We start from the raw sequence: 12,216 nt of genomic DNA, 5'->3' as shown, positions 1-12,216 counted from the left end.
AAGGACCACACTGCGATGTTTTGCGGTGCTCTTTACGTTCGCCCCAATCGTACAACTTAGACCAGGATCGAACGACACATCCTCGTAAAAAAGCCAGCTCAGGCACTACTCCCTTGCTGGCCTCTAAATTTTTGGTGCCGACGACGAGACTCGAACTCGTACAGCTTGCGCCACTACCCCCTCAAGATAGCGTGTCTACCAATTTCACCACGTCGGCATTCTAAGGCCGCTATTCTACTGCGTTTCTGCCGGCTTGTTAATGCCGTATTGCGAAAAAACAAGAAGAAAAACGATAAATATTTACTTCTCGGTACACTGGTTTAACTTTTGCCCACCAATGCGCCATTTCACTGCCTGTCACTGCTAAAACATTGAGCAACGTACTGCCTTTGTTGCCCAACGTTGTATTCCAAGACCGCTATTATATTACTTTGGGATGGAATTTGCAGGAGCCGGTGCAGGAGTTTGTGCAGCCGGAGCAGTTGGCTGCCCGGCAGGTGCCGCAGGCGCTGGCGTCGGCGCGTTCGGAATGCCGGCCGAACCGGTGGTTGGCGCCGTTGCCGGTGCAGTTGGCAGGGCCTTGTCCATCACGCCGCCGCTGACGGCGCCGTTGTTGTGCTGGGTGGAGATGTACGCCAGGGCCAGGGTGGCGCTGAAGAAGATCGCCGCTGCCACGCCGGTGGACTTGGACATGAAGTTCGACGAGCCGGTGGCGCCGAACAGGCTGCCGGAAGCGCCGGAGCCGAAGGCTGCGCCCATATCGGCGCCCTTACCGTGCTGCAGCAAGACGAGGCCGATAATGGCCAGGGCCGAGACGACTTGGATGATGACTACCAGGTTGAACATGCTGCTCATGATATTCCATTCAAAATTAAATAGTTTTGTATCGTTTTGTTTCCAACCTGCCAATAGCGCGCAACAGGCTGGATTAACTGCATTTTTACAACAGTACTTCTCGTTAAGGGAAAACCCTTAATGTCTTGCTCAGGCGTGGATGATGGCGAGGAAATCTGCTGCCTTCAGTGCTGCGCCGCCGATCAGGCCGCCGTCGATGTCGGCCTGGGCCAGTAGTTCGACTGCGTTGTCCGGCTTCATGCTGCCGCCGTACAGGATCTGGATCTTGGTAGCGACCTGCTCGCTTTTCTTGGCAACGCAGCCGCGCAGGAAGAAATGCGCTTCCTGGGCCATCTGCGGGGTGGCGGTCTTGCCGGTGCCGATTGCCCACACCGGCTCGTAGGCCAGTACGACTTGATCGAGCTGATCGACCGGGATGACGTCGAGCGCAGCCTGCAACTGGGCGCAGATCACGGTTTCGGTATTGCCGGCTTCGCGGTCTTCCAGGGTCTCGCCCACGCAGATCACGGGGGTGAGGCCGGCAGCCAGCGCCACCACGGCTTTTTGCGCAACCAGTTCATTGGTCTCGCCGTGATACGCGCGACGCTCCGAGTGGCCGACCAGCACGTATTTGGCGCCGAAATCGGTCAGCATCGATGCTGCCACTTCACCAGTATAGGCGCCGCTGGCGTGGATCGACAGGTCCTGGCCGCCCCAGGCGACCGGGGTAGCGTTCAATTCCTGTTCGCACTGGGCGAGGTAGGGAGCAGGCACGCAGACCGCGCAATCGGCGCGGTCGTTGACATCCTTGAGGCCGGAGACGATGCCGGACAACAAGGCCGCGTTGGCAGCGCGGTTGCCGTTCATTTTCCAATTGCCGATAACGAGTTTGCGTCGCATAGTAGCCTAAATTTTCAATAACCTATGATTTTACCGCGCCCGCCGACGGTGGGTCAAACTTGCATCGGTGAATTTGTTGTTTCGGTTGCAAGAGCTGCGTGCTTAAATCACTTGCAGCATGATCTTGCCGACGTGGGTGCTGCTTTCCATCAGTTCATGCGCCTTGGCCGCCTGCTCGAGCGGAAACACCGTGTGGATCACCGGCTTGATCTTGCGCTCGGCCATTAGCGGCCACACGCGCTTGAGCAGGTTTTTGGCTATCGCGCCCTTGAACTCCACCGAACGCGGTCGCAGCGTGGAGCCGGTGATGGTCAGGCGGCGGTACAGCATCTGCCCCAGGTCCAGCGTGGTCTTGGCGCCGCCCAGCGTGGCGATCAGTGCGATGCGGCCATCATCGGCCAGGCACGCCACTTCGCGCGGCACGTAGTCGCCGCCTACCATGTCGAGAATCACATCGACGCCACGGTCGTTGGTCAGCGATTTGACGACGTCAACGAAATCCTCGGTCTTGTAGTTGATGCCGCGCTCGGCGCCCAGTTCCTGGCATGCAGCGATCTTGTCGGCGCTGCCGGCGGTGGCAAACACGCGGTGGCCCATGGCGCTGGCCAGCTGGATTGCCGCCACGCCGATGCCCGACGTGCCGCCCTGCACCAGCAGGGTTTCGCCCCCAAGCAAGCGGGCGCGGTCGAACACATTGCTCCACACGGTGAAATAGTTTTCGGGAATCGTGGCCGCTTCCAGCATGCTCCAGCCCTTGGGCACGGGCAGCACCTGCTCGATGGGCGCCACGCAGTATTCGGCGTAACCACCGCCCTGCACCAGCGCGCACACGTGGTCGCCGATGTCGAAGGTAGAGTAGTCGAGGTCGCCGTCGACGATCTCGCCGGCCACTTCCAGGCCTGGCAAATCCGACGCGCCCGGCGGCGGCGCGTAAGCGCCCTTGCGCTGGAACACGTCGGGCCGGTTGATGCCGGCCACGTGCACCTTGATCAGCACTTCGCCGGTTTTCACGACCGGCATGGGACGCTCGCACAGCTTCAGCACTTCGGGCGAACCGGGTTGGGTGATTTCAATCGCGCGCATGGTGGACCTCTGCAAATTTTAAAGAAAAGATTGTACGCGAGGCGACAGCGCCACGCAGGCAGGCGCACCGCTGCACGACGGACCCTCGGCACCGCCATAAATGCAATTGACTTGCAACAATGATGCTTGACCGTTATTATTGCAACAGTTTTGCATTAACACATCTTGTGCTGCTGCCCTGCCCCATTTCGCCGGACCGCGCCCGCACCAACCCTCCAATACCATTGCCAGGAATCATGCGCCATCACGTACTTGCAGCCGCCATTCTGTCCACATTTTCAAGTGCCTACGCGGCCGACGACGCCACCCTCCAGACCGTTGAAGTCCGCGCCGACAAGCCGGCCGGCAGCGACACCAGCGTCACGGTGCAGAACGACCGCGCCCAGAACCGCACCCTCGGCGACATGCTCGACCACGTCTCGGGCGTGCAGAGCAGCGCCTTCGGCCCCAATGCCGGCGCGCCGGTGATCCGCAGCCTGTCCGGCAGCCGCGTGCAAATCCTCGAAGATGGCCAGTCGATCCTGGGCATGAACGCCATCAGCGGCGACATCAACATTCCGTTCGACCCGCTGTTTGCGCGCAGCGCCACCGTCAGCAAATCGTCGGACAGCGTGCGCTACGGCGGCAACGCGATCGGCGGCAGCGTCAATGTCGATTCCGGCCTGCTGTCGCGCACGATGGAGGAGCAGGACCACGAACTGGAACTGGTGCTGCGCAAGGGCCACAACGATGCCGACGCCCAGGGCCTGCGCCTGAATGTCAACAACGGCAAGAATTTCTCGACCAATCTCCAGCTGTCGTTCCAGAGCATCGGCCACTACGACATTCCCGGCAACAGCAAGGCGGTCGTGTGCAATACCGGGCTGTTCCCGGCCAATGGCGGCGTCAATACGTTTCTTGCCGACAGCTGCCAGAAAGAAGCCCGCATCCAGCAGGTGTACAACAAGGCGTCGCAGCCGTTCATCGAGCAATTCATCACGGAAAATCCCGACTGGGCCGATGGCGATTTTTCCTTCTACACCAACAACCCGACCTCGGTGTGGCAGCGCAAAACGTACGTCAACCCCGCCAACCCGGCGTATGTGCCCGGTACGCCGCGCACGGTCGCCAACAAGATCAACAAGGATGTCACGCCCGACTACCACGGCACGCTCGGCAACAGCTATTCGAACAACTCGCACTTCGGCGTGGGCACCACCTATTTCTTCGACCACGGCTACCTGGGCGTAAGCCTGGACTCGAAGGAAAGCAAGTACGGCGTGCCGGGCTTTTCGATGGAGAACAAGTCGTTCGGCGCCAACTACGATGAGGGGCTGCCGGTCGGCGTGAAAATCCGCCAGGACAAGTATGCGCTGGAAAGCAAGCTGCGCGAGCCGGTGCCGTACGTGGAAAGCGCCGAGCTGCGCGTCTCGCGCCTGAACAACACGTCGGGCGAATACATTGGCCCGGCCAACGCCAACGAGTACGCGTTCGATACCACCCAGGCCGAGCTGCTGCTGACGCAGCGCCGCACCGGAGCCTTGCATGGCCTGGTGGGCCTGTCGTACCGGTCGCGCGATGTGACCGGCAGCGGTCCGCAGCTGTACCTGCCCAACGTGGGCACTGCCAGCCGCGCGCTGTTCATCAAGCAAAATCTCGACTTCGACTGGGCATCGTTCGACGCCGGTTTCCGCCACGAGAAAGTGGAACACGAGATCGAGAACAGCGCGTTCAAGACGTCGCGCAACGCCGCCAATACCAAATTGGCCGACCGCGAGTTCAGCCTGAACAGCTACAACGTCGGCGCCGCGTTCGAGCTCGGTAAATTGTGGGGCGCCAAGATGCGTTACGGCTCGTCGGAGCGCGCGCCCGACATCAACGAGCTGTACGCGAGCAACCGCCACTACTCGATCATGACGCAGGAAGAAGGCAACCAGGACCTCAAGGCTGAGCGCTCCCGCAACACCGAGCTGACCGCGCTGTTCGGCGTCGGCGGCTTCAAATTGAGCGGTACCTTCTACCAGATGAAGTACGACAATTACCTGTACCTCGGCCATTCCGGCCTGCAAACCGGCAACCGCCTGCCGCTCAAGTACTGGAAGCAGACCGATACGACCGTCAAAGGCTTCGAACTCGATGCATCGCAGGAGCTCAGCCTGGGCGGCTACGGCAAGCTGAATGTCTCGGCGTTTGCCGACCTGGTCAAGAACAAGGCCGACCACCCGGACCGGCTGCGCGCCCAGAACGATGGCGAATACCTGCCCAATATGCCAACCAACCGCTACGGCGCCAATGTGCTGTGGGAAAACCAGGGCTGGAAGGCCCGCCTGTCGAGCACGTATTACGACAAGCAGAAATACCTGGGCAAAAGCGTGAGCAACGAAGTGCCGCTCGACGCCTACAACATGGTGAACTTCCAGGTCAGCCGCGCAATCGCGTTGCCGTACGCGCGCGTGACCGGGCTGGAAGTATTCATCAGCGGCTCCAACCTGCTCGATGAAGATGCGCGGCCGCACAACTCGCCGTTGAAATACATTGCGCCGCTGCCAGGACGGGGGTTCCAGGTGGGATTAACGATGAAGCTGTGACTTCAGTTTCCATCGCCCCCGGTCCTTGATTTGGTGGGCAGCGGTGAATTCGGCTTCCAGCGCGCCGACAGCGCCTGCCCCTCTTCGATCTGCTCCGGCGTCATGTGCTTGACCACGGCTGCGCGCTGTTCCGCCGCGTTGGGGGCGCTGCGGGCGGCAGCCAGGTTCCACAGCATGTAGGCGATCACGTTATCCTGCGGCACGCCGCCAATGTGATAGCGGTACATCAGGCCCATGGTTTGCAGCGCTTCGCCGTGGCCTTGCTGGGCCGCCTTGCGGAACCAGCTCACTGCCTGCTTGTGGTCCTGGATCACCGCGTTGCCGGTGTAGTACATGGCGCCGACCACGTACTGGGCGTCGGCCTTGCCTTGCAGCGCGGCCTTGCGGTGCCACTGGAACGCCTGCGGATAGTCCTGCGGCACACCGCGCCCCATGTAATACATCAGGCCCAGCAGGTGCTGGGCATCGGCATTGCCGGCCTTTGCCAGCGGCGTGATTTCCTTCAGCGCGGTGCCGTAGTTCTTGTTGTTGTAGGCGGTGGCGCCTTCCAGGAAGCCGGCCAGCGCGGCTTGGTGCAGGCCCAGGGCGAGACAGATCGCCAGTATGAATTTTTTCATATCGTTTTAGCTATGGTGCGTTGATGCGGGCTCACTTCCAGTTGACCTTGCCGAGGCCGTCAACCGACACTTCTCGGTTGAGCGGCTTGCCGTACACGGTGACGGAACCGAGACCGCTCAGGTCGAGCTTGGCGTTAGTGGTGGCGGTGACGGTAGCGTTGCCGAGGCCGCTCAGATTGAGCTGGACGCTGTCGGCCGTGAACTTCTGCGCATTCAAGCCGCCGAGGCCGCCAAGGTCGGCCTTGAGCAGCTTGCCGCGTCCGCCGAGGGCGATGTTGCCGGCGCCGCCCAGGTCGAGGTCGATGCGTTCGTTTTCGCTGATCCACAAATTCATCTTGCCCACGCCGCCGAGCTTGGCGCGCACGGTCTTGTAATCGACCGTGGCCTTCATGCTGCCGGCGCCATCGAGCACCAGTTCCAGGTCCTGGCCGGAGAAGCCGCTGATATCGGTGGCGCCCAGCCCCTCCACCACCACCTGCCGCAGGTTGGGCAGCACCATCTCGGCGCGGGCGCCGTTGCTGGTATTGATCTTGATGCCGCGCCCGCCATCGGTTTCCAGGTGCAGCGTGTCGCCGCTCTGTGCGTAGGTCAGCCGGTCCATGTAGCGCTTGTCGCCGGTGATCTTGAGCGACGGCGTGTCGCCCTGCCGCAGCCGGACATCGACCATGCCATCGATCTTGACCCGCACCACGCGCGCATCGATGCTGACGGTGCGGGTTTCGCTGTTGTCGTCGGCAGCCGAGGCGCGCCCGAACAGCGCGCACGCCGCAGCAAATAGCAAACCGAACTGAAAAATCCTCTTCATGATCTATCCCTGGCTGATGATTCCACAATCATAACGCCGCGCGCACGCCCACCCGCGAAATTGCGACGAACTGCACAAATCAAGGCATGAACAACAAAATCACGTGGTGCGGGCGAGGTTGAGCCAGGCGCGGGCGGCAAACGACAGGTGGCTGTTGCGACGCCAGGCCAGCCGCAGTTTCCAGTCGAGCGCAGGTTCGGTCAGCGTGGCGATCGAGAACTGGCCCTGCGGTAGAGTGTCGCAGAACAGCTTGGGCAGGATGGCGACGCCCACACCCAGCCGCACCAGCGAGGCGACGAAGTCCCATTGGCCGCTGCGCCCGCTGATTCTGGGCTGGAAGCCGGCGGCAGCGCAGGCGTCGGTAACGATGTCGTTGAGCGCGAACGACGCGCCGTAAAAGATGAACGGGCTGGCGGCCAGTTCGCGCAGCGCGATGGACGATCGGCCGCGCCAGGCCGACGCCAGCGGCGCCAGCACGCACAACGGCGATGTGACCAGCGGCAGCGAATCGAATTCGGTCCAGATGTGGGCGTTGCCGGCGTAGTCGAGCAGCGAGCCCATTTCCAGCGTGCCGTTGCGCAGGTTGGCTTCGATCGCCTGGGTGCCGTCCTCGAACAGTTTGAGTTCCACGTCCGGATACTGGCGGTGGTACGCCGCCAGCAGCGGCGCCAGCGGCTGGTGCGCTTGTTGCGTTACGCCCAGGCGCAACTCGCCGCGCCGCAGTTGCTGCAAATCGGCCAGCTCCACGTTCAGCTCCGCGTGCATGGCCAGCAGCGCCCTGCCCCGTGCCAGCACCACCTGGCCCGCGTCGGTCAGGGTGAAGCGCTTGCCGGTGCGCTCGAGCAGCACCAGGTCCAGCGACTGCTCCAGCTGGGCGATCATCTTGCTGACCGTGGGCTGGGTCACGTGCAACTGCTCGGCAGCGCGGCTGAAACCCTGGTGGTCCACGACCGCGACGAAATACCGCAAGGAACGTAAATCCATTATCTATTCCAATACAGAATGATTTTCATAATTTTAATTCATTTTATCTTTTGATTGACCACGCCTAGAATGGCTGCATGAAAACATCTTCCGTCTCCCGATTCGTGCATACCGTATTGCAGATCGCGCTCCTGATCGCCATCTGGTACGCCTGCGACCGCATCGCTGCCTGGCTGCACCTGCCGTTTTCCGGCGGCGTGGTGGGGCTGCTGGTCATGGTGGCGCTGCTGCTGGCCGGCGTGGTGCGGCCGTCGGTGGTGGACCATGGCGCCGAGTGGCTGCTGTCGAACATGCTGTTGTTCTTCATCCCGCTGATCGTCTCGGTGGTGCAGTTCACCGCCTTGCTCGAGCGCGAAGGGGTGCGGCTGTTCGCGGCGATCGGCATCGGTTTCATTTCGGTGCTGCTGGCCACCGCGTTCACGGTGGAATGGGTGTGCAAGTTCGAGCGGCGGGTGCGGTTGCGCAAGCTGCGCGGTGTTCGTCAAATCCGCCAGGAGCAGCCGGCATGAAACCGTTTCTTTACCTGGTGCTCACCGTGGTGCTGTTCTACGCCAACCAGGCGCTGCACCGCCGCTACCAGTACTTCTGGCTCACCCCCGCGATCACTACGTCGGCGATCCTGATTGCCCTGATCGAACTGACCTCGACCCCGTTCTCGCAATATTTTGGCGATACCCGTTGGCTGCCCTGGCTGCTGGGCCCTGCCACCGTCGCCTTTGCGCTGCCGATCTACCAGCAGCGCGATCTGATCAGGCGGCACTGGCTGGCGCTGGGCCTGGGCAGTTGTGCCGGCATCGTGGTCTCGCTGGGCAGCACGCTGCTGCTGAGCCGTCTGCTCGGCCTCGACGCCAATGCCGCCCACAGCCTGCTGGCGCGGTCGGTGTCCACGCCGTTCGCGCTGGAAGCCACGCGCCACCTCGGCGGCGAATCGCAGTTGACCGGCGTGTTCGTGATGATCACCGGCCTGTTCGGGATCTTGCTGGGACAGGTGCTGCTTGGCCTGCTGCCGCTGCGGATGCGGGTGGCCCGCAGCGCGCCTTTCGGTGCGGCAGCCCACGGCTTCGGCATGAGCGTGGCGCGCAAGATCGGCCCGCAGGAAGGCGCCGTGGCCAGCCTGACGATGATTTTCAGCGGGATCTTGATGGTGCTGCTGGCGCCGTTGCTGGGGCGTTTGCTGGCCTGAGCCGCGTTAGCCGCCGTCGCGGCGGGCCCCACCGCTTGAGCAGCCCATGCAGCGCTGCTTGAGCATCACCAGCTTATGCATTGCCGGTTGGCGTATTACCAGCCCATCACCTTGCGCATCTGCGGCGCCAGGTCGCGCGCCATGGCGGCGTGCTGTTCGCGCGTGGGGTGGGCGTCCTGCGGGTCGCCGGGGTAGGTCGTCGAAGGCACCGCCTGCACGCGCGGATCGCCCACGCGGCGCACCGTCTCGGCGAGGTATTCCACCAGCGCCGCCTTGCGTTCGTTCTTCAGCATCGCCCCTTCGGTCAGCACGATCTTCGCTTGCGGATGGTCGGCCAGCAGCGTGCGCAACAGCCGCACGTAGGTGCCGACATACAGTTCGCGATCGGGAATGCCGACGTTGAAATCGTTGGTGCCGATGGCGCTGATGATCAAATCCGGATGGTACTGGCGCTGGTCCCACTTGACCGGCTGCTGCTGGTCGGCGATGGCCAGCTGGTAGTAGTCGGGCAGATTGAGCTGGTCGGTATGGTTGTCCCACGTGCGCACCAGTCCCCTGCCCCCGGCGCACACCAGTTGCACCTGCGCTTGCAGGTCGCGCGCCAGCAGCATGCCGTACGTGGCGCGCGCATCCCACCACGACGCTTCCTTCTTCGCGCCCGGCACGCGGTCGATCGCTTCGCCGCACGTGACCGAATCGCCCATCACCAGCAGTTTGCGCTGCGGCAGCGCGGGCGCCGGCAGCCAGGCGCCATCGGTGTCGAAGCGCTGCACCGTGGCCTTGCCCAGCCAGGCCTCGGAACGGTTGACGACCTCCACCCGGTGCGGACCGGCGGCCAGTCCTTCGGCCAGCACCAGCATTTGCGTGCCTTTGGCCAGGTGCACCTTGCGCGCAGCGCCGCCATCGACCATCACGTCAACGTAGCTGTTGTCACTGCTGGCATCGACCGCCATCGCCACGCGCGTGCCGTCGAAGGCCACGGCAAAGCCCACGCCGGGGTAGGCGAAGTACACGGCGCCGTCGGGTTGGACCTGGCTGCGGCCGGTGCGGGCCACGTGCGGATCGGCGGCCGTGATGCTGGTGCCTGCCGTGGCTGTCGTGGCGGCGCTGGCTGGCGCCGCTGTTAGTACCGCAGCGGTGACCACAGCGGCACAGGCGAACGCCAACGCGAATGCCGTAGCGGGGACTGCCAGCGCAGCCAGGCGGGGGATCGATGCCATGTTATTTCATCAGCTTTTTAATATCGGGCAGCATGGCGTCGGACCACACCTGGTAGCCCTTGGGCGTGGGGTGCAGGTAATCGGCCATGATGGTCGGCGACATGTCGCCGTTCGCTTGCAGGAACTTCTTGCCGTAGTCCTTGAAGACGATGGATTTGCCGTCATCGAGCGTGGCGATCAGGCGATTGAGTTCGATGATCTGCGCGCGCTTGGGACTGGCCGCCGATTGCTCGTACGGCAGCACGGCGTTGAGCAGGATGCGCGCGTTCGGATACAGCGTGCGCAGCTTGGTCACCACCGCCTTGACGCCGTCGAACACCTGTTCCGGATTGGCCTGGCAGTGGAAGAAGTTATTGACGCCGATGGTGAGCACCACCAGCTTGGGCGACAGTTTGCCAGCCTGGCCGTTGTCGAGCCGCCAGAGCACATTGCCAGTGTGGTCGCCGCCGATGCCGAAGTTGGCCGTCTTCCACTTGCCAAACGATTTATCCCATATCTGCTTGTTCCAGCCCTCGGTGATGGAGTCGCCCACGAACAGCAGGTCCACCTTGCCGGTCTCCGCGACCTCGATATCTTCCTGGAACATGGCCTGCCAGCGGGCGATCGACATCCACGGGTATTCGACGTTGCGCGGCGCGGGGGTGATGCTGCACGCCTTGCCGTCGATGACGGCCGGCTTGGCGTCGGCGGCCTGCGCGGCAGCGCCGGACAGCGCCAGCACGGCACTGGTGATGAGCGAAACAATAAGGCTATTCTTCATATTTTTGACCTCGGATTGAACGGGATTTCAGTGTAGCTTAAGTCTTCAACTTCAGGCGCAGCAGTAGCGTGCCGTGCGACGGCACCTTGGCTTCGAGCTTGCGCGTGGTGTCGCCGGTCTTGCCGGTCCAGACGTCGGTCCACGCATAAGGCTTCTTCTTGAAGTCCGCCGTGCGCTTGCTGAGGTCATCGTTGATGTAGTACGCGCCCCAGTCGAAGCTCACCGGCACGGCCTGCGCGCCGCGATTCATCACCATCAGCGCCCACTCGTCTCCGGCCAGCGGCTTGGCCCAGTACTCGATATCGCCGGCCTGCAGGAAGCGCCACGCCGATACACCGAGCTTGTCCTGGTTGATGGCGATCGCCCCGGCATTGGTGAGAATGCGGTGGGTGGCGGCCGGCATCGACCGCACGTCGTTGCCGAGGATGAGCGGCGACGCCAGCATGGCCCACGCCGAAAAATGCGACTTGTCCTCATCCTCGCTCAGGCCCTTGCCCACGACCAGCATGTCCATGTCGTTCCAGTGACCGGGACCGGCGTGCTGGCGCAAGCCGGCCTGCTTGTCGAGGATGCGCAGCACGCCCCAGGCCGAGAACGAACCCTGGCTGAATTCGCAGTTCCAGCACGGGTAGATGTCGCCCGTGGTGCGCCACGAGTGGCCCACGTCTTTCGCCCACTCCCATGGCCTGGTGTCGCCCCATTCGCAGATGCTGAACAACATGGGCCGGCCGGCGCTGCGGATCGCGTCGCGCATGGTCGTGTAGGCGCCGGCGGAGTTGAGGCCCTTGGTGTCGCACCAGTCGTACTTGATGTAGTCGATGCCCCATTCCGCATAAGTAATCGCGTCCTGGTACTCGTGGCCACGGCTGCCCGGCTTGCCGCCGCAGGTGGTGGCGCCGGCGTCGGAGTAGATGCCGAGCTTCAGGCCACGGCCATGCACATAGTCGGCCAGCGCCTTCATGCCGGACGGGAAACGCGCGGGGTCGGGGTGGATCACGCCCTTGTCGTCACGCTTGCCATGCCAGCAGTCGTCGATGTTGACGTAGGTGTAGCCGGCGTCCTTCAAGCCGTTTTTCACCATCGCGTCGGCGGTATCGCGGATCAGCTGCTCGTTGATATCGCAGGCAAAGGTATTCCAGCTGTTCCAGCCCATTTGCGGCGTGGCCGCCAGGCCGTCGAACTTCTGGGCGCTGGCGGAGGTACTGAACAACCCGGCCACTGCACAGGCAGCAAGCCACACGGGCATCGATTTTTTCATGCGCG

General features: G+C 62.8%; 12 protein-coding genes and 1 tRNA gene. 3 read left to right on the top strand and 10 right to left on the bottom strand.

Translation table 11 applies throughout. The annotated features are described in order from the left end of the window. Positions 1 to 132: 132 nt before the first annotated feature. The 4 genes from ASF04_RS16000 to ASF04_RS15985 form a co-directional block, all read right to left on the bottom strand. Positions 133 to 217 (bottom strand) — tRNA-Leu (locus ASF04_RS16000). Positions 218 to 426: 209 nt separating this feature from the next. Beyond that, positions 427 to 855 (bottom strand): preprotein translocase subunit SecG, encoded by a 429-nt coding sequence (gene secG, locus ASF04_RS15995; protein WP_056143672.1) that lies wholly within the window; start codon positions 853 to 855, stop codon positions 427 to 429. Positions 856 to 984: 129 nt separating this feature from the next. Beyond that, positions 985 to 1,734, bottom strand: a complete 750-nt coding sequence (gene tpiA, locus ASF04_RS15990) for a triose-phosphate isomerase (RefSeq protein ID WP_082488811.1) — start codon at positions 1,732 to 1,734, stop codon at positions 985 to 987. Between the two features lie 102 nt (positions 1,735 to 1,836). Continuing rightward, entirely contained in the window at positions 1,837 to 2,817 is a 981-nt protein-coding gene (locus tag ASF04_RS15985; protein WP_056143666.1) for an NAD(P)H-quinone oxidoreductase, read from the bottom strand. Positions 2,818 to 3,053: 236 nt separating this feature from the next. Here ASF04_RS15985 and ASF04_RS15980 point away from each other — a divergent pair, with 236 nt between their 5' ends. Next, positions 3,054 to 5,384 carry a TonB-dependent receptor gene (locus ASF04_RS15980; protein WP_056143662.1) on the top strand — a complete coding sequence of 777 codons (2,331 nt, stop codon included), beginning with the start codon at positions 3,054 to 3,056 and terminating at the stop codon, positions 5,382 to 5,384. Between the two features lie 2 nt (positions 5,385 to 5,386). Here ASF04_RS15980 and ASF04_RS15975 read toward each other — a convergent pair whose 3' ends face one another. The 3 genes from ASF04_RS15975 to ASF04_RS15965 all read right to left on the bottom strand — a co-directional run bounded on the left by ASF04_RS15975 (position 5,387) and on the right by ASF04_RS15965 (position 7,790). Then, positions 5,387 to 6,001, bottom strand: a complete 615-nt coding sequence (locus ASF04_RS15975; protein WP_019920339.1) for a tetratricopeptide repeat protein — start codon at positions 5,999 to 6,001, stop codon at positions 5,387 to 5,389. Positions 6,002 to 6,032: 31 nt separating this feature from the next. Beyond that, complete coding sequence (locus ASF04_RS15970) at positions 6,033 to 6,806, bottom strand: GIN domain-containing protein (RefSeq protein ID WP_056143660.1); 774 nt, start codon at positions 6,804 to 6,806, stop codon at positions 6,033 to 6,035. 99 nt (positions 6,807 to 6,905) lie between these two features. Then, positions 6,906 to 7,790, bottom strand: coding sequence for a LysR substrate-binding domain-containing protein (locus tag ASF04_RS15965; RefSeq protein WP_056143657.1), 885 nt, complete (start codon positions 7,788 to 7,790; stop codon positions 6,906 to 6,908). Positions 7,791 to 7,867: 77 nt separating this feature from the next. Here ASF04_RS15965 and ASF04_RS15960 point away from each other — a divergent pair, with 77 nt between their 5' ends. Beyond that, a complete protein-coding gene (locus ASF04_RS15960) occupies positions 7,868 to 8,299 on the top strand; it encodes a CidA/LrgA family protein (protein ID WP_229205072.1) in 432 nt (143 codons plus the stop codon). Then, positions 8,296 to 8,973: an LrgB family protein gene (locus tag ASF04_RS15955; RefSeq protein WP_056143651.1), complete on the top strand. Its 678-nt coding sequence runs from the start codon at positions 8,296 to 8,298 to the stop codon at positions 8,971 to 8,973. The genes ASF04_RS15960 and ASF04_RS15955 overlap by 4 nt, the downstream gene beginning before the upstream one ends. Before the next feature lie 95 nt (positions 8,974 to 9,068). Here the strand turns inward: ASF04_RS15955 and axe2C are convergent, their stop codons facing one another. From axe2C to ASF04_RS15940, 3 genes are read right to left on the bottom strand one after another with little or no spacing between them, the layout of a single operon-like run. After that, positions 9,069 to 10,193 (bottom strand): bifunctional acetylxylan esterase/glucomannan deacetylase AxeC2, encoded by a 1,125-nt coding sequence (axe2C, locus tag ASF04_RS15950; RefSeq protein WP_056143648.1) that lies wholly within the window; start codon positions 10,191 to 10,193, stop codon positions 9,069 to 9,071. A 1-nt stretch (position 10,194) separates the two neighbouring features. After that, entirely contained in the window at positions 10,195 to 10,953 is a 759-nt protein-coding gene (locus ASF04_RS15945) for a GDSL-type esterase/lipase family protein (RefSeq protein ID WP_056143644.1), read from the bottom strand. Between the two features lie 37 nt (positions 10,954 to 10,990). Next, entirely contained in the window at positions 10,991 to 12,211 is a 1,221-nt protein-coding gene (locus ASF04_RS15940) for a glycoside hydrolase family 27 protein (protein WP_056143642.1), read from the bottom strand. Positions 12,212 to 12,216: the final 5 nt, after the last annotated feature.

Origin of the sequence: Duganella sp. Leaf61 (genome assembly GCF_001421905.1) — a bacterium.
GTDB classification, from domain to species: domain Bacteria; phylum Pseudomonadota; class Gammaproteobacteria; order Burkholderiales; family Burkholderiaceae_D; genus Rugamonas; species Rugamonas zoogloeoides.
This window is presented reverse-complemented; position numbering and strand designations above follow the sequence as displayed.

Excerpts from the sequence above, each read along its gene's own strand:
- secG (WP_056143672.1), bottom strand. The coding sequence starts at position 855 with ATGAGCAGCATGTTCAACCTGGTAGTCATCATCCAAGTCGTCTCGGCC.
- tpiA (WP_082488811.1), bottom strand. The coding sequence starts at position 1,734 with ATGCGACGCAAACTCGTTATCGGCAATTGGAAAATGAACGGCAACCGC.
- ASF04_RS15985 (WP_056143666.1), bottom strand. The coding sequence starts at position 2,817 with ATGCGCGCGATTGAAATCACCCAACCCGGTTCGCCCGAAGTGCTGAAG.
- ASF04_RS15980 (WP_056143662.1), top strand. The coding sequence starts at position 3,054 with ATGCGCCATCACGTACTTGCAGCCGCCATTCTGTCCACATTTTCAAGT.
- ASF04_RS15975 (WP_019920339.1), bottom strand. The coding sequence starts at position 6,001 with ATGAAAAAATTCATACTGGCGATCTGTCTCGCCCTGGGCCTGCACCAA.
- ASF04_RS15970 (WP_056143660.1), bottom strand. The coding sequence starts at position 6,806 with ATGAAGAGGATTTTTCAGTTCGGTTTGCTATTTGCTGCGGCGTGCGCG.
- ASF04_RS15965 (WP_056143657.1), bottom strand. The coding sequence starts at position 7,790 with ATGGATTTACGTTCCTTGCGGTATTTCGTCGCGGTCGTGGACCACCAG.
- ASF04_RS15960 (WP_229205072.1), top strand. The coding sequence starts at position 7,868 with ATGAAAACATCTTCCGTCTCCCGATTCGTGCATACCGTATTGCAGATC.
- ASF04_RS15955 (WP_056143651.1), top strand. The coding sequence starts at position 8,296 with ATGAAACCGTTTCTTTACCTGGTGCTCACCGTGGTGCTGTTCTACGCC.
- axe2C (WP_056143648.1), bottom strand. The coding sequence starts at position 10,193 with ATGGCATCGATCCCCCGCCTGGCTGCGCTGGCAGTCCCCGCTACGGCA.
- ASF04_RS15945 (WP_056143644.1), bottom strand. The coding sequence starts at position 10,953 with ATGAAGAATAGCCTTATTGTTTCGCTCATCACCAGTGCCGTGCTGGCG.
- ASF04_RS15940 (WP_056143642.1), bottom strand. The coding sequence starts at position 12,211 with ATGAAAAAATCGATGCCCGTGTGGCTTGCTGCCTGTGCAGTGGCCGGG.